16 protein-coding genes are annotated in these 19,272 nt (G+C 48.0%); 2 read left to right on the top strand and 14 right to left on the bottom strand.

Annotated elements, in window-relative coordinates:
- The 6 genes from EOPP23_RS21580 to EOPP23_RS18440 form a co-directional block, all read right to left on the bottom strand.
- A partial coding sequence (locus tag EOPP23_RS21580) for a hypothetical protein (RefSeq protein ID WP_228550779.1) occupies positions 1 to 225 on the bottom strand: 225 nt, incomplete at its 3' end.
- 10 nt (positions 226 to 235) lie between these two features.
- Complete coding sequence (locus tag EOPP23_RS18460; RefSeq protein ID WP_194842673.1) at positions 236 to 646, bottom strand: biopolymer transporter ExbD; 411 nt, start codon at positions 644 to 646, stop codon at positions 236 to 238.
- 56 nt (positions 647 to 702) lie between these two features.
- Entirely contained in the window at positions 703 to 1,233 is a 531-nt protein-coding gene (locus EOPP23_RS18455; protein WP_153767467.1) for a MotA/TolQ/ExbB proton channel family protein, read from the bottom strand.
- Positions 1,230 to 2,663 (bottom strand): MotA/TolQ/ExbB proton channel family protein, encoded by a 1,434-nt coding sequence (locus EOPP23_RS21860; protein WP_370514819.1) that lies wholly within the window; start codon positions 2,661 to 2,663, stop codon positions 1,230 to 1,232. Before EOPP23_RS21860 ends, EOPP23_RS18455 begins: the two co-directional genes overlap by 4 nt.
- Positions 2,660 to 3,460 carry a DUF3450 domain-containing protein gene (locus EOPP23_RS18445; RefSeq protein ID WP_228550778.1) on the bottom strand — a complete coding sequence of 267 codons (801 nt, stop codon included), beginning with the start codon at positions 3,458 to 3,460 and terminating at the stop codon, positions 2,660 to 2,662. The genes EOPP23_RS21860 and EOPP23_RS18445 overlap by 4 nt, the downstream gene beginning before the upstream one ends.
- A 90-nt stretch (positions 3,461 to 3,550) precedes the next feature.
- On the bottom strand, positions 3,551 to 5,686 hold the full coding sequence (locus EOPP23_RS18440) for a TonB-dependent receptor (protein ID WP_153767466.1): 2,136 nt from the start codon (positions 5,684 to 5,686) through the stop codon (positions 3,551 to 3,553).
- A 289-nt stretch (positions 5,687 to 5,975) separates the two neighbouring features.
- Here EOPP23_RS18440 and EOPP23_RS18435 point away from each other — a divergent pair, with 289 nt between their 5' ends.
- Together EOPP23_RS18435 and EOPP23_RS18430 are read left to right on the top strand one after the other, a co-directional pair.
- Positions 5,976 to 6,509 carry a hypothetical protein gene (locus tag EOPP23_RS18435; RefSeq protein ID WP_153767465.1) on the top strand — a complete coding sequence of 178 codons (534 nt, stop codon included), beginning with the start codon at positions 5,976 to 5,978 and terminating at the stop codon, positions 6,507 to 6,509.
- 9 nt (positions 6,510 to 6,518) lie between these two features.
- On the top strand, positions 6,519 to 8,120 hold the full coding sequence (locus EOPP23_RS18430; protein ID WP_153767464.1) for a BCCT family transporter: 1,602 nt from the start codon (positions 6,519 to 6,521) through the stop codon (positions 8,118 to 8,120).
- A gap of 220 nt (positions 8,121 to 8,340) precedes the next feature.
- Here EOPP23_RS18430 and cydX read toward each other — a convergent pair whose 3' ends face one another.
- From cydX to corA, 8 genes are all read right to left on the bottom strand, one after another.
- Positions 8,341 to 8,475 (bottom strand): cytochrome bd-I oxidase subunit CydX, encoded by a 135-nt coding sequence (gene cydX / locus EOPP23_RS18425; RefSeq protein ID WP_153767463.1) that lies wholly within the window; start codon positions 8,473 to 8,475, stop codon positions 8,341 to 8,343.
- A 12-nt stretch (positions 8,476 to 8,487) separates the two neighbouring features.
- Positions 8,488 to 9,624, bottom strand: a complete 1,137-nt coding sequence (gene cydB, locus EOPP23_RS18420) for a cytochrome d ubiquinol oxidase subunit II (RefSeq protein ID WP_370514827.1) — start codon at positions 9,622 to 9,624, stop codon at positions 8,488 to 8,490.
- An 11-nt stretch (positions 9,625 to 9,635) separates the two neighbouring features.
- Positions 9,636 to 11,213, bottom strand: coding sequence for a cytochrome ubiquinol oxidase subunit I (locus EOPP23_RS18415; protein WP_153767461.1), 1,578 nt, complete (start codon positions 11,211 to 11,213; stop codon positions 9,636 to 9,638).
- 382 nt (positions 11,214 to 11,595) lie between these two features.
- The gene (locus tag EOPP23_RS18410) at positions 11,596 to 13,497 is read right to left on the bottom strand and encodes a hypothetical protein (protein WP_153767460.1); all 1,902 of its coding nucleotides are present in this window, start codon (positions 13,495 to 13,497) and stop codon (positions 11,596 to 11,598) included.
- A 166-nt stretch (positions 13,498 to 13,663) separates the two neighbouring features.
- Entirely contained in the window at positions 13,664 to 15,742 is a 2,079-nt protein-coding gene (locus EOPP23_RS18405; RefSeq protein ID WP_153767459.1) for a diguanylate cyclase, read from the bottom strand.
- Between the two features lie 288 nt (positions 15,743 to 16,030).
- Positions 16,031 to 17,362, bottom strand: coding sequence for a branched-chain amino acid transport system II carrier protein (gene brnQ / locus EOPP23_RS18400; RefSeq protein ID WP_153767458.1), 1,332 nt, complete (start codon positions 17,360 to 17,362; stop codon positions 16,031 to 16,033).
- A 208-nt stretch (positions 17,363 to 17,570) separates the two neighbouring features.
- Positions 17,571 to 18,068, bottom strand: a complete 498-nt coding sequence (locus EOPP23_RS18395; RefSeq protein WP_153767457.1) for an aminoacyl-tRNA deacylase — start codon at positions 18,066 to 18,068, stop codon at positions 17,571 to 17,573.
- An 84-nt stretch (positions 18,069 to 18,152) separates the two neighbouring features.
- Entirely contained in the window at positions 18,153 to 19,106 is a 954-nt protein-coding gene (corA, locus tag EOPP23_RS18390; protein ID WP_153767456.1) for a magnesium/cobalt transporter CorA, read from the bottom strand.
- Between the last annotated feature and the right edge of the window lie 166 nt (positions 19,107 to 19,272).

The following is a 19,272-nucleotide window of genomic DNA, read 5'->3' as shown; positions in this document are numbered from 1 at the left end:
GGGGGGGGGTGGTGCTTCATCCGGTTCCTGAGGCTTTTCAGGTTTTTGTCGCTCGACTCTGACTTCAATATCCCGTTCAGGCATATAAATGTCAGCCATTTTTCGGGAAGGCCGATCCTCAAGATTATGATCCGCTGATTCAATCAGACTCAACATCAGAAACAGAAGCCCGCCGGTTAATAGCAGTCCCAGAGTTGCACTAAACAATATTCTCAGTGCCTTCATCGAAATCATCCTACTCGCTGGTGGCCAGAGAAACATCGTAAACACCCGCCGCACGGGAAGAGTCGATAACGGATGTTACTGTTTCAGTGTTGGATTTTTTATCGGCCTGAATAACGACCGCGCCTTTGGGGTTCTCCGCATGCATGCGCTCAACAATGGAGCGGACAGAGCGTCGATCAACCCGTCGTTTATCAATCCAGATCTCATTGGTTGCTGTAATGGCTATCAGGATATTAACGTTCTCGACCTGTTGTGCAGTGGCTGCTTCTGGTCGTGTAACATCAACCCCCGCCTCTTTAATAAAGGATGCGGTGACGATAAAGAAGATCAGCATGATAAACACGACATCAAGCATCGGAGTCAGGTCGATTTCAGAATCACTGTTGTCAGCCTGACTTTGCATTAATTGATTAATTCTCATAGGAGATACTCAATTTATTATTTTTGTTTTCTGACATGGTTATTTCAGAGACAATTTCACTGAATTGATGGTGCCAGACTGTCTTCCAGTCTTTCCTGTTCACGTTCACGAATTCGTCCCAGCCAGACAGTGCCAAACATACCGGACAACGCCACCACCATGCCGGACATAGTGGGGATGGTGGCTTGAGAGACGCCGCCGGCCATGGCTTTAGCGTCGCTGCCACCGGTGACGGCCATAATGTTGAACACTTCAATCATGCCGGTCACCGTGCCCAGTAGACCGAGCAGTGGGCAGACGGCGATCAGGGTTTTGATCAGAGGCATCCCCTGATTGAGCTTCTGCTGATATTGAGAAATCAGCATTCGCCGGATCTGCAAAGTCTGCCATGACTGGTGTTCAGGGCTTTGCTGCCATATTTGAACAGTTGCCTGCAGCTCCTTGCTGAGCGAATGCCGGTAATAAAACAGTCGCTCGCAGATCATGGTCCACAGGATAAACGTCAGGGCAGCAATCAATATCATTACCGGCCCTCCTGAATCCATAAAGCGTCGTATGGCATCAATAGCATCGTAGAACATCATCATACGGCGGCCTCTGGCTGCTCCTGACGTGCTGTTGATTCAGTAATGACGGTTTTAGTGATTTTTTTGGTTTCAGTCAGGCTTCGCGCAGCAATGATGCCGGTGCTCTGCTCCACCAGAATACCGGTGATCTTTCTTGCACGACTGTTAACCACGGTATGAATAAGAATCGTAGGAATCGCCACAACCAGACCCAGTACGGTAGTGACCAGTGCACCGGAAATACCACCTGCCATTGCTTTAGGGTCGCCGGCGCCAAAGATGGTAATAGCCTGAAAGGTGATGATCATGCCGGTAACGGTACCCAGCAAACCCATTAGTGGTGCAATGGCTGCAATTATCTTCAGCAGGCTAAGATTTTTTTCCAGCTTGGGTACTTCGTGCAATACGGTTTCGCTGAGCTTTAATTCAAGGGCTTCCAGATCGATTTCCGGGTTATCTTCCTTGACCTTAAGCACTCGACCCAGTGGGTTATTGGTATTGGCTTTTTCTGCTTTAACCTGAGCCGATACACGACGTTCGACAAAAGTAAGAATCAGAAGGCGGAAGAGTCCCAGCAACAAAGCAAATACACCTACGCCTGAGATGATATAACCGATTACACCTCCCTGATGCCAGCGTTCCAGCAGGGTAGGGCTATCAATCAGAGCAGAAAGGTATGAGCCACCAGAAGGGCCGGTAGGGTCAATACCAAAAGCACTCATACCTGAGTCGGTGCTGGCTAACTGTGCAGACCATTCCAGATACGGGCCTGATGGTTGGCGTGCCAGTTCGGTGAGCTGACCATTGCTGAACTGCAGATACTGACCCTGATCGGAGACAATGTTAAAGCTACCCACACGGATGGCCTGCTGCTCGAATTGTTCACCATCAGGCTTTACGACAGAAGCAGTAAAAGAAACGACTCGACCGCTTTCGGTCATTTCCCGCTGTACTTCAAACCAGAGTCTTTCGATCTCTACAATCGAAGGCAGTTGTTCAGAGCTGCTCATTTTGCTGATCAGTTCATCGAGAAACACTTCACGGTTCGGGTACTGACTGCTGATCAGAGAGTTTTCGAAATTACTGCGAAGGTCACCAGCAGTCGAAGTGAGGTGACCAAAGAGCTCGGTCAGGTTGCCCATTCGCTCTTTCAGTTGTCCCTGTTTATCGGTCAATAAGCGCTCATTGACTTCAAACTGCTTTTCCAGTTGCGCAGAGAGTTTTTCTTTTTCTGTACGAAGGGTTTGAGCATTTTTAAGTGCCTGTCGTTGGTTGTTTTTCTCAGTCAGGAATTTTTGCTCCCTGCTTCTGTTGTCAGACGCTTCGGCAATTTGACCTTTTTCAACCAGCTTTAGCAGTTGTCCCAGAGATTGTGCTTCTTGTGCCGAGGCCCAGCTGGACACAGTTGCAGCAGCTACCAGAACAGAGGCTTTAAATAATGAAGTGTTCACAGTACAGCCTCCGGAGCAGCAACGGGGAGTTTCAGAACATCGATGGCAGCTTGCTTACGGGCAATTCTCAAGCTTTTCTGAATGGTGCTTCTGTATTCGTTATTATCCAGTTGAACCCAGCGTCGATTTTGTTGATCCCAGGCTCCGGAAATTTGAGTGTCCTTGGTTTGATAGAGTAAAGCGATGCGGCCAACACGAAGGAATTTAACCTCTCGTTCAGCGCCATCAATATCAACCTTACCTTCGTAGCTTTCAATTTTGCGCCCGAACTCATTTTCAATTTTGTACGCTTCCAGCACTTGTCGGAATTTTTCGGCAGTAGTGAGATCTGAACGGTTAATATTGTCTTTCAGAAATTGAATACGTTCCTGACGTTCTTCCTGTAAAAAAGGAACATCCAGTTTTACAAACTGCTCCAGTCCTTCGATCATGCGGAGCGTCAGCGGTGTGATTTGACGCTGGATAACGGTGACCTGGGCAATAGAGTTATCAAGGTCGTTTAACCTTTGCAGCTGGTCATCCAATTGTTTTTGAAGGCGCGAGTTGTATACATTCAATCCGTCTATTTGTTTATTAACGGTCTTGTATTGTTGAAGCAGGGCATCGGTTTCATTGGCCAGCTTATCTATTTTCTTTTGAGATTTTACCGCGGCGTTAGTTTTGGCTTCACCGACCTTCAGTATTGTTTCTACTGGATCAGCAGCCCAGGAAGGAACTGCCAGACAGGAGAAGGTGGTTGCGCAGGATGCAGCCAGCATGACTCTTTTCAAAAGAGACCTGAAAACATGAGGGTTCATCGAACTTCATTCCCTGAGTTTGTTTTATTGTTTTTACTCTGCCCACGGGGGGTAGATATACCGGCAGTGCCGGTATATCTGGTCAGGCTTTTAGAAACGATAAGTGGCGTCTACGCCGTAGGTTCTTGGGTCGCCGTAGTAGTTGGTAGCGAAACCAAAGTTAGTATTCGGAATACCATTGATACGATACTCCTCATTAGTAAGGTTTTTACCCCATAGAGCTACTTCCATTGTTTCGTTTTCACCGACAGCAATGTCGGTTAAGGCAACTCGAGCATTGATTAGACTATAAGCATCCACCTTGGTTAGGTTGGCTGCTACTGGTTCAGGGTAGAGGAACTGGCTATCAACCCAGCTGTAGTCAAGACGTGCTTTGATAGCACCAAGGCTGACAGGTTTGTAGTAATCCAGTCCAATAGAATACTTGCTCTTTGGAGAGTATGGGAATTTGTAGTTACTCTGCTGCTCTATACCTTCAACCAAAAGCTTCCCATACTTTGTATTCAGGTAGCCATAGTTGAAGTTAAGGGTAAACTCATCGGTCAAAGCTGCAATAGCTTCCAGCTCAAAACCTTTGATGATCGCATTACCAGCATTGTAGGCTTTCGTGACAGTTCCTGTGAAGTGAGCTAGCTGAAGATCAGAGACGTCATTCTGAAAAATGGAAGCATTTAACTGAAGGCGATTATCAAGCAGGCGAGATTTTACCCCCAGTTCATATGAGGTTACTTTTTCTTCTTCATAGCCTTCTTCGAAAAGTGCTTTTGTAGCGCCTTCTGGGTTCCAGCCGCCAGCCTTCCAACCCTGAGCTATCTTAAAGTAGGTTGAAATATCATCACTGACAGCATAAGAAATCGTTGCCATTGGTGAGATGTTTTTCCAGTTTTTATCCACGGTGGTTTTTGGAACATTTCCGCCAAAAGCACCACCAGTTGGATCGGTTCGTTCAAGGTAAGCTTCTTTGTTTTCTTTCGTCCAGCGAACACCTCCAGTGAGAGTCCATTGATCAGCCAGGTAGTAATCCGTCTGGCCGTAGACAGCATACGAAGTACTTTCCACTCCATATTTATTGTCTACAGCTATTGCTGATCCAAAGTTTGCTTCATATGGGTTGATAGCTTTAGAGTCTTCAGTAAAGTAATAAAGACCAAGCACATAGTCCATGGAGTCAGTGCTGCCAATTAACTGGAACTCTTGTGAAGTTTGATCGGATTCTACATCACGAGAAGCATGAAAAGTGCCTGGAGCCAAATCGGTTCCATCATAATCTGCGGAGTCATTAAACTTCATATTTCGATACGAAGTAATAGATTTCACTGTAACCGTCTCAGATAGGTCGTAAGTTAAGGTCAAAGCATGGCCGAAGCTTTTTGAAGTATCTTTTATGGCGCCGTTGACGGCAGCTTCATCTTTACGTTCTGGTTTACTTGAGAGGGTTTCTCGCTGAGCCATACTGGGCGTATTATCTTTCTCACTTTGATCGTATGTGTAATAAGCTTCCAATCTGTCGTTGATATCAAGCAGGCCTGCCAGACGGAGAGCAGATGTATCAAGCTTTTTGAACGTGTCAGCTGCTTGTGGGTTGGTAGAAATGTTGTCGTATAAACCATCCCGTTTACGGATATTTGCAGCGATATTAAAAGATCCAATATCACCGACCCGGCCTGTATCCAGGCTGATAAAGCCTTCCTTATTGCCAAAATTCCCAGCCCCCAAACGGACTGTGCCACCAAACTCATCACCTGGCTTTCGTGTGATCAGGTTAACCGCACCACCAATGGTGTTTTTGCCATAAAGCGTACCCTGAGGGCCACGCAGAATTTCAATCCGCTCCAGTTCAGCAACATCAAAAAGGCCACCAACGTTTTTGGCAATAAAAACGCCATCAACGTAAATACCAACGGTTGGTTCCCAGGTTACTGCTGGATTAATAGTGGTCGAACCACGAATAGCGATAGTGGCACCTGTAGTACCGCCAGGGGATTCAACAATTTCTACGTTCGGAGTGAACTGACTGATATCGGAGATATCATTAATGCCTTGGTCTTCAATGGCTTCAGCTCCAAAGGCAGCAACAGAGATAGGCGTATCCTGCATATCCTGTTCACGTTTCTGGGCAGTAACAATAACTTCTTCAAGGGCACCGGTTTCAGCGTAGGCATAGCCTGCTGACAGGGCGACAGCAACTGCCATCGCCAGAGGTGTTCTAGCTAGTGGTTTGAGCATGTAAGGAGTCCTTGCGGGCTTTTTTATTCTTGTTTTTGTTGGCAACTACTTCCATCTGTCGCCATCTTCAAAGTTATCCTATCACCGAGTTTTTTTTCCCTTGTAGTCTCTATGAACTAAAGTTGTTTCGATTCCTGTTACAGAATATGGATGAATTGAGAGCCGTTTAAACTATCTGTAAATGGCCTTTTGGCCATGGCGTCTGGGAAAACCCCTATGGTGCTTGTCCTGTAGTGAATGGGCATATTTTGCTAGTATTGCAGCCCCTTCTAAAGTGTACGAGAGTTGTATGAGCACTTATCAACAGGCCTTGCAAGATATTGTCAAAGGTCTCGAAATTTCCAGAGTTTGTTATGAAATGCCGGATACCTCAGCGGTTGTCCGGTACTGTGCACGGTTTGATGATGATCAGCCAGAAGAATTAACGGTTCACTCTTCCTGGGGCGATCCGGCAGTTAATGCGAGAAAAACAGGTTCTTTTTCATTGAAAGAACTTGTTAATGAACTTCGTTATGCCTACGTGTTGGTTCATGTGTTTGCTGAAGAAGCTCATATGGATTATTACCTGGCGGGAATGGACGCAGGACTGGCACAGCTGGAATTTATCGGTGGTAACTTTGATTTTGAACGCATGTGGGTGACCAGAGGTATCAGCAACCTTGAACTGCCAATAGCTATTTTTCTGGGTCAGCGTCACGCCGTTAACGCCCAGCCTTCCGTAACCCTGGTTGATCATCGTCAAAAGGCGATGGGAGAAGTGGCTTATCGCGCTGTTCGTGGAGCAGGTGAGCATGTAGGTGAAGAGTTTTACAATCAGGATTAAGGAGTTGCTATGAGAGCCAAATCCGGTCTTTTAAAAGGCCTTAATCCACCCATGGCGGTTACCGCCATGACCATCATAGCCCTGTTTCTTCTGGCAGGTGCTTTCCGACCAGAGCTGGCCGCTGAATCCTTCACCGGGTTGCGTGACTACATCATCGCCAGCTTCAAGTGGTATTACATACTGGTCGTTGCTTCATTTTTCTTCTTTGCCGTATTTCTTATTTTCAGTCGTTTTGGTGACATTGTATTAGGCGACGATGACCAGAAGCCGGAGTTCAGCTACTTTTCCTGGTTCTCCATGCTCTTTGGTGCAGGTATGGGGATTGGACTGATCTTCTGGAGTATCGCAGAACCCATTTATCATTTTCAATCCAACCCTTTTATCACCGAAGGCAATACCCCGGAAGCCGCGCAGGTGGCCATGCGGCTGATGTTCTTCCACTGGGGTATGCATCCGTGGGCTATCTACGTTGTCGTTGGTTTGTCGCTGGCGTTCTTCAGCTATCGCCGTAAACTTCCTCTGGCTATAAGGTCAGTGCTTTACCCGCTTCTGGGTGATCGAATCTACGGTTTCTGGGGGCATGCAGCTGATGTGCTGGCGGTGTTCGGTACCGTGTTTGGTGTTGCAACCTCGCTGGGGCTGGGTGTGTCCCAGGTGAATACAGGTCTGAACCAGTTGATGGGGCTCGATGTTTCAATTGCAAACCAGTTGATTCTGATTGCTGTTATTTCATGTGTTGCCACACTTTCCGTTGTTTCAGGTGTTGGTAAAGGGGTTCGAATTCTGTCGGAGTTAAACCTCTGGCTCAGTATTGTTATTCTGTTGTTTTTCGTTGCACTTGGGCCAACCATTTATATTCTCAACAGCTATGTTCAGAATATTGGTGATTACCTGTCGAATATCGTCAGTCTGAGCTTCTGGACTGATTCTGAAACTAACGGTGTTTCCCCCTGGCAATCCAGCTGGACAACCTTCTATTGGGGCTGGTGGATTTCCTGGTCACCTTTCGTAGGAATGTTCATCGCCCGCATTTCTAAAGGTCGTACTATTCGCGAGTTTGCCATTGGTGTTCTTCTGGTGCCTTCTTTGTTGGGTATGTTCTGGTTGACTGCCTTTGGCGGCACAGCCCTGCATATAGAACTGTTTGGTTCTGGCGGAGTGATCGCTGCAGTGAATAATGACGTGACCATCGCACTCTACGAAACCATCAGTCTGATGAATACAGGCTGGATTGAACCTGCAGCCAAAGTCCTGGTTACCTTGTTGATTTGCACCTATTTCATCACCTCATGCGACAGTGGTACTTTGGTTATTACCACGCTGCTTTCAGTCGGTGATGAAGAGCCACCACTGCGTCACAGAATTATCTGGGGTTTGGGGCAGGGACTGGTTGCTGCAATTCTTCTGCTAACTGGCGGGCTGGCGGCACTTCAGGCTGCATCGATTATTGCTGGCTTACCTTTCTCAATTATCATGCTGTTTATGTGTTATTCACTGATGATCAGTTTGCGTAATGAAAAGACCAGGGTTTATGAAGATCGCATTCGTCTTAAAGCTCAGGATGGATCGCCTCATATGAGTTTGCTTGAGCGTATTGGTCCGGGAAGCTGAGGGGCTGCTTCAAGGTGGGCTGACTTATCTTTCTAAGGCTGATTAAAAGGAGGGGGAGGGCGTCAGTAACGTTGCTACGCTCTCTTCTTATTGAATTGATGACCATGGCAAATTCCACGGCAAGGGAACCCAAAAAAAACAGGAGCCGAAGCCCCTGTTTTTCTAGATAACGCACGATTAGACACGATAACTCAAAAGCAGTATGCAATGAGATTGCATACTATTTTGTGGTATGTTCGTCTAAGTCGTTGATTTCATTATCAAAATCCATTTCATGAAATTCATACCACATTACATTGATAATGCCGAAGGCGCAGGCCAGCAGTACGCCGAGAATCCAGGTGAAATACCACATAAGTTCGCCTCCTTAGTACAGTGAATGGCTGTTCTGGTTAAGTTCTTCGGACGTCATCCGCCCCCACATTCTATAGAAACACCATGTCGTATAGCCGATAATAGTGGGTACAAAAATACCCGCTACTACCGTCATGATACCCAGTGTCATATGGCTGGATGTGGCATCCCAGAGTGTCAGGCTGACATTAGGATTGCTGCTGGATGGCAGAATAAAGGGAAATAACGAGAAGCCAGCCGTTAGAATCACGCCAGCCTGTGTTAGAGAGCTGAGGATAAAGGTCAGCCCATGGAAGCGACTTTTTGCCAGCGCTAATACGCCAGCAGCACCAACAAAAGCTAAAGCAGGAGCCAGCATTGTCATGGGATAAAGGCTGTAATTCTTCAGCCAGCTTCCTGGTTCGCTGACCATAACCGTTTTAACCAGAGGGTTTGCTGCGCCATTAGTGTCAAGACCCGCGACAATCTCAAACCCCGACAGATTAGCTACCCATACGCCTGCCAGAGCAAACAATACGATAGTTACGATTGCGCTGAGACGAGCGACGTTGGCTGCACGAGTCTGAATGGGTTCACCGGCACGCATGCTCTGCCAGACAGCGCCTTGCATGGTCAACATAGCGACGCTGACAAGGCCGCAGAGCAAAGCAAAAGGATTAAGCAGCGAGAAAAAGCCCTGACTGAAGCTGGAGCGCATGGTGGTATCAAGGTCAAAATCAAAGCCCTGAAACAGGTTGCCAAAAGCGACACCGAAGACCAGAGAAGGAACGAACCCACTGACAAAGAGAGCTCCGTCGCAGTACTTTTTGTACTGTTCCTCGACTTTGCTGCGATAGTCAAACGCCAGCGGTCGTCCAATCAGACTGAACAAAACCAGTAACATAGCCCAGTAAAAGCCCGAAAATGCTGTGGCATAAACAATCGGCCATGCAGCAAAGAGAGCGCCACCGGCAGTTACTAACCAGACCTGATTACCGTCCCAGTGAGGAGCAACGGCATTAATCATCAGGCGTCGTTCTTCGTCATTCTTGCTGAGGAAGGGCAGCAGGTTGGCGGTACCCAGATCGTAGCCATCCATAACGGCAAAGCCGATCAATAGAACGCCAATCAGCGCCCACCAGATGAATTTTAATACTTCATATTCCATGATAACTCCTCCGCTCAGGCCTGGGTTGCCATATGTTCAGCTTTCCGCTGCTCAAAGTGATAACGGCCTGTGTGCAGGCTGCTGGGACCTTTTCTTGCGTACTTGATCATCAGTGTCATTTCGATAATCAGGAAGACGGTATAGAAGGTGGCAAAACCGATTATGCTCATCCAGAGATCTGCTTCAGTACGTGTCGATGCCGACAGGTAGGTGGGCAGAATGCCTGAAATAGACCAGGGTTGACGGCCAAATTCGGCAACAAACCAGCCCATCTCGGCGGCAATAAACGGCAGAGGCAGTGCAAGAACACAGAGCTTCAGGAAGACTGGGCTGGTGTGTTCGGTTCGTTTGGCTGTTTTGATAAAGGCAGCAATAAACAGGAACAGCATCAATACACCGGCACCGACCATAATGCGGAAACTGAAGAACAGCGGCCATACAGTCGGGATCGCATCTTCAGCTGCCTGACGTACCATTTCTGGGGTAGCGTTTGGAATATCATCGGTGTAGCGGCTCAACAGCAGACCATAACCAAGGTCGTCGACTACATCTTCAAAGGCCAGACGGTTTTCGGGAGTGTCTTCGCCGTTCTTCAGTTTCTGAAGCAGTGAGTATGCACCAATACCATTGGCGATACGCTGTTCCTTGTTGTCGATAAGATCCTTGATTCCAAGTACTTCAGTATCGAGTGAACGGGTAGCGATTATGCCCATCGCGTAGGGGATTTTAATCGCGTACTCGGTCTTCATCTCTTCCTGATTAGGAATGCCGATGACAGTAAAGCTCGCTGGTGCTGGATGGGTGTCCCACTCAGCTTCAATGGTGGCCAGTTTTACTTCCTGAACATCGCCCAGCTCATAACCGGATTCATCACCCAGCAGAATGGTAGAAAGAATGGCGGCAAGTCCAAAGCCGGATGCCACAGCAAAAGAGCGACGGGCAAAGCCGATGTCACGACCTTTCAGCAGATACCAGGCACTGATGGAGAGGACGAATACGGCACCGGTTGTATAACCTGCAGCCACGGTATGGATGAATTTAACCTGTGCTACAGGGTTGAAAACCAGATCAGCAAAACTGGTCATCTCCATGCGCATGGTTTCAAAGTTGAATTCTGCGCCGACAGGGTTTTGCATCCAGGCATTAGCGACCAGAATCCAGAGTGCGGACAGGTTGGTACCTATCGCCATTAACCAGGTGCAGGTCAGGTGCTGCACTCGAGTCAGGCGATCCCAACCAAAGAAGAACATGCCGACAAAGGTGGATTCCAGAAAGAAAGCCATCAGGGCTTCAATGGCCAGTGGTGCGCCAAAGATATCGCCTACGTAATAGGAGTAGAAAGACCAGTTGGTACCAAACTGGAACTCCATGGTCAGACCGGTGGCAACACCGATGGCAAAGTTAATGCCAAACAGTTTGCCCCAGAATTTGGTCATATCCCGATAGACCTGCCTGCCTGTCATGACGTATACCGACTCCATAATAGCCAGCATAAATGTCATACCCAGGGTCAGGGGGACAAAGAGAAAATGGTAAAGGGCTGTCATCGCAAATTGAAAGCGCGACAGGTCAATGACTTCTTCTGGAATCATGTTACTCCTCGCATGGGACAGTGTTGAATCAAGGTCAGGGCACTGTACTTGTCACAGGAGGTCTACACGGACGAACTTCTGTCCCGCTGCAAGTATAAACGATGCATCGGTGTTCGCCTGTTATGACGAATCTAATAGGCTCTTGAAATGTGCAGACAAAAATCCATTTAGTCTCGGGCTTAAGCCCTCGTGATCAAGCTGGGTGCTCAGTGTCAGGCGTAGTTGCGGTAATGTTACCCTTATTTGTTACATATCGAAACGCGGGTAACATTCAAAAAGTGATGCTTGTCAAAAAAAATCAGAAAGAGCTGTTTTTGTCTGCGAAAGCAGTGAAAAAGGCTGCTTATGTTCGGAGTGCCGTAGTCTATCACTGCTTTTAGTACTAGCTTTCCATCTGAGAAGAGCTGAACTGACTGACGACCTTGTTAGCGTTGTAAAGGTCGATCTGCCAGTTGTTCTTTGCCGGGGGGACTTCTATCGGTGAAATATTGTCCAGTGAATAACGGGCGCTCATCGGGCTTTCAAAACGAGCTGTGAACTGTAATCGCTCGCGATCGGCCTGATAGGTTTTCACCAGAAAGTTTATGGTTCGTTCAGTGAGTGGTACGCGATAATAGCGAATCAAGTTCTGAGCCAGCTTCTCTGCATTGGCGGCCAGATTTTTATCCACAGCTGAGGCAAGAGCTTCACCCATAGCTGCTTTGGTTTTTGCGCTCATCCCTGGTTCTATAAAGGCGAGGCTTGACGCCTGGGAGCTTTCGATAGCCCGTTGGATTTGAGGGTCGTGGAGCTCGATATAAGGGTCGAGAATAGTCGCGACCTCAATGGCAATTTCTCTGGCTCTGGTTTCCGTAAGAGGTTGGGAGCCAGTGCGCATATCATGAATCTGGCGGTTGGTTCTGCTCAGTTCGGATTCCTGGAGGTATTTTTCCAGACGGTTGGCGATCTCCATTCGAGTATCGTCGTCCAGTTCAATGGTTTGCTCGGAAATCACCATGCTGCGTTTGAAGTTTTCGTCAGGGTTCTGCTGGTATTTGGCGGAAAGCTTCTGCCACTGTTTCAGTGCTTTTTTTAAACGGTTTGTGTCTCTTCCCTGTTTAAGAAAAGCTCGATGAGCTTCGTTATACAGCTGGATGGCTTTCTCCAGATGATGCTTTTTCTCCAGAAGAGCCTCCAGATGTTTGCCAGTTTTTCTGCATAAGTCACGAGCCTGTCGCACTTGCTGACTGAGCAAATCCAGAGATTCAATGGCAGAAGCCAGTAGTTTCTGTGGGCTCAAGCCATGGCCGGTAATAATCTCGTTTTGAACATCGGCATTATGCATCCAGATATTCAGGGCTTTCAGCCGTGAGTAAACTCTGGCTCGACTGATACGGAAGTCGTTACGCTCTTCTTCAAGGCGATCGAGTGCTTTAGCGAGATCCCAGCGGCCGGTATATTCGATTTTCAGCCAGTTGATTTCCCGTCCACAGATCAACTCAAAACAAAGTGTCAGAATCTCTTCGACATCATGAAGGGTCATCAGCTCCTCGTTATCCCGTTCGCTGGCCGTAAGAATTCGTTCTATAAATAAGGCTTCGCGACTCTGTCCGTGTCTTGGTCGGGCAACGACACCTGTCAGACGATTTCTTAACGCTTCGGAGATGCGCGGGTGCAGTTCCTTCAACTGTTCACAGTGTTGCTCTGTTTCATCGTTGGTCTCGCGAACGATGTCATGCATTCTGTTGTAGAGGCCGGCACGACGGAACATTTCAATTTGTTCGGCTTTTCTCGCCAATTGCGTGTTGCCGGTAATATCTTCAACCGCCATGGCTACCCACTCAGGGCCAAGATCCAGTTTACGCAGTAGGATGCCGGCAGAGTTTATGCGTCTGGCGTCTTCGGTCATCTGGCTTTGAGCCAAGTCACGGGTCATATAGATGATTTCAGGAATACGATCTATAACGCTGAGCAGGTTGTTCTTATCTTTGTTCACTTTGCGGACGTGAGTCAGGTTGTACATGAGCTTGGTACTAAGACCTAAAGCTATGGCGACCAGTGAATAGCCAACAAAGTAGAGAGCCCGTTCGATGGGCATGATGCCACCGTAGCCAAAATAGTAACCCGCGTAAGCGGCCAGTAAGGAAACCGGTCCCGCCGTCCATGCGTATTGAAGTATGGTGACACTCCAGGGTTCCTGGTGTGGTGCTCTGGCTACTTTTTCAAGCCAGTTTAGATTCCTGCCTTCCAGATGGAAGTCGGTTGCTTTGTTTTTCCTTTTGCGGAAAAAGGGCAGGGCAGCCATTTGTTGTTATTAACCTGTAGCAATCGTGTGCTATGTAGAGAGGCGCTAATCCATAGCAATATGTTGTGTAAGATGTGTCGTGTGAGAGTTGATTTTATAGTGGTTTGGCGAGCTTTTTGTATATGTAGAACTACGCTCCCTGAGGAGCGTTCATGAAGTGTACTGGTCAGGCGTGAATCAGGGTCAGGTCGAAGCAGCCTTCATCCTGAGCAACACGATTTTTACCAGAGTTCTTGGCTTTATAAAGTGCCTGGTCAGCAAGGTCGAGAAGTTGCTCCAAATCACTGATGTCTGAATTGGTGGCCGAGATGCCAAGACTGATGGTAATAGGGCGGGGGCCGTCGTCAATCGCCATTACAGCTTTGCGTATTCGTTCAGCAATTTGTACGCCCTGGCTGGCAACTGTTTTCGGAAGCAGGACGACAAACTCTTCTCCGCCATAGCGAGATAGTAGGTCATTTTGCCTCAAACCGGTTCGCAGGGTGCGCGCAAGGCTCACCAGAACAGCATCTCCGGCCGGGTGGCCGTAAGTGTCATTGATCTGTTTGAAGTTATCAATGTCCATAAAGATGGCGCAGCTCTGTTTGTTCTGCTCTTGAGCTTTAGCCAGCATGGGCTCTGCTTCACTCAAAAAAGCTCGTCGATTGAGTACTCCAGTAAGAGGATCAAGACTGGCCTGCAGTTTCCAGAAACGGGTCTGTTGATTGGCCTGGAACAGTGTTCTGGCGTGAGTGCCAACATCGCTGATGATTTCCCAGAGGCCTTTGCTGCTTTTACCTGCGGCAACAATCAGCAAAACGCTGTGATTACCATCGGTGTGCACTTTGAACACCCAATAAACGACACCGCTGGCATCTTCAATGATGGCTTCGTGTTGAGTGGATTCGATAATCGATAACAGCTCCATGCTGATCGATTTAAGTCGGCTTTTGAACAGGCTGGATGCTTTTGGATAATAGCTGTTGATAGACCAGCGGCGCTCTTCCCGTGTCAGAACGATGGAAGGTGTTCCCGGTATCACAGCGTCGAGCGTATCCAGTATGCGGCGGCGAATGGCTTTCTCGTCGAGAGGTTCACTGGCCGGTGCCTGCAAGTGCTTCCTCAGGGCGATATCAAATACACGTCGTTTATCGCTGCTGGTAGTGATCAGGTTGACAGAAATATCCTGACGACGTTTCTGTTGTCTGTTAATCCAGTAAAGACCGGTGATCAGCATGGCCTGAATGCAGATGAGAGAAAGTTCCGCAAGGCTGGGCGTGGCTCTTGGCCAGCTTGATGCTGCCCATAACAGAGTAAGGCTTGTTGCTATTGTCAGCATAACCGGCAAAGCGAGTTTTGCTGGTTTCACACCCTGAGCCATTATGTACAGCAGATTGCCGGTCAGGATAACAATAATTAATCCAATCAGACTGAAGCTGATATTGATCAGCAGATTGCTCTGAGGATCGAATAAAGCAAAAGCAATAAATAGACCTGTAGAAAGCAGGCTTAGCCAAAGCAGAATTCTGTCGGTTCTTGGGGTGTAAAGTGCCAGCAGTCCCAAGTTTTTATAGCAGGCTAACGCTGAAACCAGACTGATATTGGTCGCAGTCATCACCCAGAGTCCCGGATCGCCGGCAATCGGGATATATCTGAAAATATCCCCCTGCCAGGTAATCAGTAGAACGGATGTTACCAGCAAGTGGCTGGCCAGTAGCAGGTAACCTTGGTGGCCAGAGTAAACGGCAGCGACACCACTGACGACAAGAAACAGCAGCAGCAGGGATTGCAGGCCTGATATCAGGCTACGGTTTCGATACTCATCGAGCATGTAGTCCGAGTATGGTTCGAGAATCGGTTGAATGCGGTTGGGGGCGCTGGTGCTTGCTCGAAGGTAAATGCTTTGAGCTTCGCTGTTATCAAGGCGTACGGTTCTTGGGTCTGATCTTCCCGCAGGTGAGTTGGAACCTAAAGAATGAAGGCGGTAGCCATCCTCTGTATGCGTAAATACGTCAAGAATCTGATGGGGTGTGCGCCGGAAAACAAGTGTCCACTCACTGCTGATATTAGTGTTCGGTTCAATGTCCAGCCGAAACCATTGCTCGCCAATCTTCTCAGATCGAGAGTTGGTAATGTGCTCAGGAGGTGAAATCTTTACCAGAGTATCAGTGAGGTCAACGGTTCTTCCTGTTGACTCAAAAATAGTGTCGGCAGCAAAGCAGCCTGTAGATAACAGCAGGACTGCAAGCGTAAAAATGAACTTCATAAATAATTGAAGACCGAAGAAGCGCCTGATCAGATGATCACTCGTTAGTAGTTGTGGCTGTGCAACCAGCAAGGCTGGGTATCCTCCATGAAGTCACAACCTGTCCTGAATTAAATGGTTGTGAAATTGTAACTGAGATTTTGACATAGACCATGGTCCAAAACCAAGGTGAAAGTAAGGTAAGTCTTATGAATTGGTGATAAGTATCACAATTCGGGAAGAGAGGCTGTTTAAAACACCCCTCTGAATTAATGATACGTGTGTTTCGATGAAGACTGCTGTTTGATTTTACGGCTGATCTTCGTGAAGGGCTGCGGGATAAACTTTCCCAAGAATCATGGTGATGAATATGCAGACGAGCGAGGGGGCGATCCAGCTAAGGTTGGCATCGTGGCCTGGCAGTTGCTGGAAAGGGGTCAGTAATAGCTCCATGAGTGGGTGCTGGATGTTTTTACCTGCATCGACAAGGCTGAGCAGAAACGTAATCAGCAGGGTGATTCTGTAAGTTAACCTCGGATTTGGCAGAAGGTTTCTAATAAGTCCTAGAAGAATCAGTGCAATACAGACCGGGTAGAGGATTAGCAGTACAGGAATGAACAGTTCAATAATCTGGTTCAGTCCAAGGGTTGCGAACATAACACAGGTGGATGAAATGAGGCCGACCAGTGCTTTGTAGCTGATTCTGCTGGTTAACTCGCTGAAGTATTCTGAGGCAGCGGTGATGCAGCCAATAGCTGTAGTCAGGCATGCAAGTGTAACAACAGCGGCCAGTAAAATACTGCCTACAGAACCAAATAGAGTCTGGACGTACGAAGACAGTATCTGTGCACCATTTTGAGGGTTGGGTGCTATCTCGTGACTGGTTGCGCCAAGGTTGAACAGGGACAGGTAGACCAGCCCTAACCCGGTTGCAGCGATGAGTCCGGTAATAACGCTGTGGCGAAACAGGGAGTTGGCTGAAGTGATGCCGTGGGATTTTAAGTTGGTCACAATCACAACACCGAACATCAGTGCTGCCAGCGCATCCATGGTCATATAGCCTTCAAGAAAACCTCGAACAAAAGCATTCTCTGCGTAGCTCTCGGCCGCTGCCGGAACGGGGCCTGAATCCTGAAAGAAGGGCGCTGAGCCGAGAACGATCAATAGGATGATCAGGGCCGGTGTGATTATCTTGCCGATATATTCCAGCAGTTTCCCTGGATAGAGGCTGAGGTACCAGGACAGTCCGAAAAAGACCAGGCTGTAGCCAAGCCGTGAAATGGAATCGCTTGAATGGATAAAAGGAGAGAATCCGATTTCGTAGGCCACCATACCGGTACGCGGTACAGCGTATACAGGACCAATGATGATAAAGATAAAGCTGCCAATAAAAATAACCAGACTGCGAGGGAGTTCCCGGGTAATTTCGTTGAACCCGCCGCCTACTTTTGCAATGACAATAATGCCCAGTAGGGGAAGGCCCACACCGGTCAGGAGAAAGCCGGCTGCAGCCTGCCAGACTTCAACGCCGGCCAGTTGGCCTGCCATGGGAGGAAAAATCAGGTTTCCCGCCCCCAGAAACATGGCAAAAACCATAAATCCCATACCAATAATATTCTGGAGGCTGAGTCTCTGATGCATTGTAAGGCCGATAGTTATTGGGTTTATGTTTAAAGCTTTAAGCAATCAGTATGGCCGTTATTTCCAAAAGTGGTAGTTCGGCCCAAGGGGGTGTTCTCAATTAGATGTGTGATCAACTGGTCTCATGGCTAATTGAGAACGCCCCTGGCTTCTGAATAAAACTATCGGGTCATTTCGGGCAGGTCTTGATAGGTAAGTGTTACGGGGGTTAGTAGTTATCGTCTCCGGGTTTTTCTGGTGGAACGCAGAGCTGTGCGTGGGGCTGGTCTGTCATAAGATGTTGAAAGGCGTCCTGGTGCAGATGGATTAATGTTTCATGATCTCCGGCTTCGAGGTAAACATCGGGAATGTCGCCAAGATGATCATCCCAAATGGTGCTCATTTGATAGGCTTGGCTGATGGGTGGAATAGCGCCAAACTGACAGTCGCTGAACTGCCGGTTGACCTCACTCTCGCTGGCCAAATTGACTGAATTCTGGGTGACTTTCCTTATTTGCTTGAGGTGGACTTTGCTGGATGCTGGCACAACGGCCATGAAGTAATTATCAATGTTGTCCTTCAGGATGACGGCTTTTGCGACAGAGCTGAGTGGTACTTCTGCGGCAATGGCTGTTTGTACTGAACTGTGGCTGGGTGTGTGGGAAATAGTATCAAAGGGGATGTTGTGTGTTTCCAGAAACTGGCTGACTTTGGGTGCAATGCTCATACCTGAGAACCTCGGGCGTTACAGGTAATTGAGGGAGGGTGGCAGGCTACTGTGGGAGGAAAGTCAGTAGCCCGGTCGAAAGAATTATAGCCAGCCTTTGCGTTTGAAGAACAGATAAGTGCCCAGCGCGCTGCTGACCATTAATACCAGCGCCATTGGATATCCCCAGCTGGTGGCCAGTTCTGGCATGACTTTGAAGTTCATGCCATAGATGCTGGCGATCAGGGTGGGTGGCAGGAACATAACAGCGGCCACCGAGAAAATCTTGATGATATTGTTCTGCTCGAGATTGATAAAGCCCATGGTGGCTTCCATCAGGAAGTTGATTTTCTCAAACAGAAAACCGGTGTGTGGCGTCAAAGAGTCAATATCGCGAAGGATATCCCTGATTTCATCAATCTGACCATCATCCAGCTTATGGCGACAGCTTTTCAGTAGGTAGCGGAGGCAGCGTTGACTGTCCAGCAGGTTAAGACGTGCTTTGCCGTTTATATCTTCCTGCAGTGTAATATTTTTCAGGAGCTCATCGACATCGTTAGCTTCGTCAGAAAGTGCGTGCCGGCTGATGGCTTCCAGGTTTTCATACACTTCTTCCAGTGTGTCCGCCAGGAACTCAACCTTGGCGTCGAACAGAGCGATAACGATATCCATTGGTGTTCTTGCTTTCACTACCTGAAGCTTCAGATAGTTGCGCATCAATCTGAACAGAGCGGTAGGCTCGTCCTGAAGAGTAATAAGCTGGTCGTCGCGAAGGTTGAAAGCGATGTTGATGTTTTTCAGTTCCTGTCCTGACTGATGTGGAAACAGGGAGCGAATGTGGAAGCCGGTTTCGCTTTCAAAAAAACGAGAGGATGCTTCGATCTCATGGAGCTCATCGTCATCATAAATAAAGCCGGGGCATTCTTTCTCAAGCCACTCGTTTTCCTGTTCATCCAGATCAACCAGATCCAGCCAGAGCGTGTTTTCGGGAAGTGGTTGTTCGGCATTTACACGACTGATGCTGTATAGGTCATTTTCGCGATGGTAGGCATTAATCATGTATGAGCAGTCCCGGTCTCGTTATTTCAATGGATGCAGTCAACTTGTCGGTGATCAAGGAGGCTGGTTCTATTGTACTGATCGGCAGGTGGCAGTCCAGACAAGCGTGCCTGAATTAAGATTCAGTGGAAGAGGGTTGGTAAAGAGGTGTGCGAGTTATGGTGTA

Origin of the sequence: Endozoicomonas sp. OPT23, from assembly GCF_009653635.1 — a bacterium.
Classification (GTDB): domain Bacteria; phylum Pseudomonadota; class Gammaproteobacteria; order Pseudomonadales; family Endozoicomonadaceae; genus Endozoicomonas_A.
Note: the sequence above shows the minus strand (reverse complement) of the source record. Positions and strands in the feature narration are given on the sequence as shown.

Coding starts and splice junctions, on each gene's coding strand:
- EOPP23_RS18460 (WP_194842673.1), bottom strand. CDS start 646: ATGAGAATTAATCAATTAATGCAAAGTCAGGCTGACAACAGTGATTCT.
- EOPP23_RS18455 (WP_153767467.1), bottom strand. CDS start 1,233: ATGATGATGTTCTACGATGCTATTGATGCCATACGACGCTTTATGGAT.
- EOPP23_RS18445 (WP_228550778.1), bottom strand. CDS start 3,460: ATGAACCCTCATGTTTTCAGGTCTCTTTTGAAAAGAGTCATGCTGGCT.
- EOPP23_RS18440 (WP_153767466.1), bottom strand. CDS start 5,686: ATGCTCAAACCACTAGCTAGAACACCTCTGGCGATGGCAGTTGCTGTC.
- EOPP23_RS18435 (WP_153767465.1), top strand. CDS start 5,976: ATGAGCACTTATCAACAGGCCTTGCAAGATATTGTCAAAGGTCTCGAA.
- EOPP23_RS18430 (WP_153767464.1), top strand. CDS start 6,519: ATGAGAGCCAAATCCGGTCTTTTAAAAGGCCTTAATCCACCCATGGCG.
- cydX (WP_153767463.1), bottom strand. CDS start 8,475: ATGTGGTATTTCACCTGGATTCTCGGCGTACTGCTGGCCTGCGCCTTC.
- EOPP23_RS18415 (WP_153767461.1), bottom strand. CDS start 11,213: ATGATTCCAGAAGAAGTCATTGACCTGTCGCGCTTTCAATTTGCGATG.
- EOPP23_RS18410 (WP_153767460.1), bottom strand. CDS start 13,497: ATGGCTGCCCTGCCCTTTTTCCGCAAAAGGAAAAACAAAGCAACCGAC.
- EOPP23_RS18405 (WP_153767459.1), bottom strand. CDS start 15,742: ATGAAGTTCATTTTTACGCTTGCAGTCCTGCTGTTATCTACAGGCTGC.
- brnQ (WP_153767458.1), bottom strand. CDS start 17,362: ATGCATCAGAGACTCAGCCTCCAGAATATTATTGGTATGGGATTTATG.
- EOPP23_RS18395 (WP_153767457.1), bottom strand. CDS start 18,068: ATGAGCATTGCACCCAAAGTCAGCCAGTTTCTGGAAACACACAACATC.
- corA (WP_153767456.1), bottom strand. CDS start 19,106: ATGATTAATGCCTACCATCGCGAAAATGACCTATACAGCATCAGTCGT.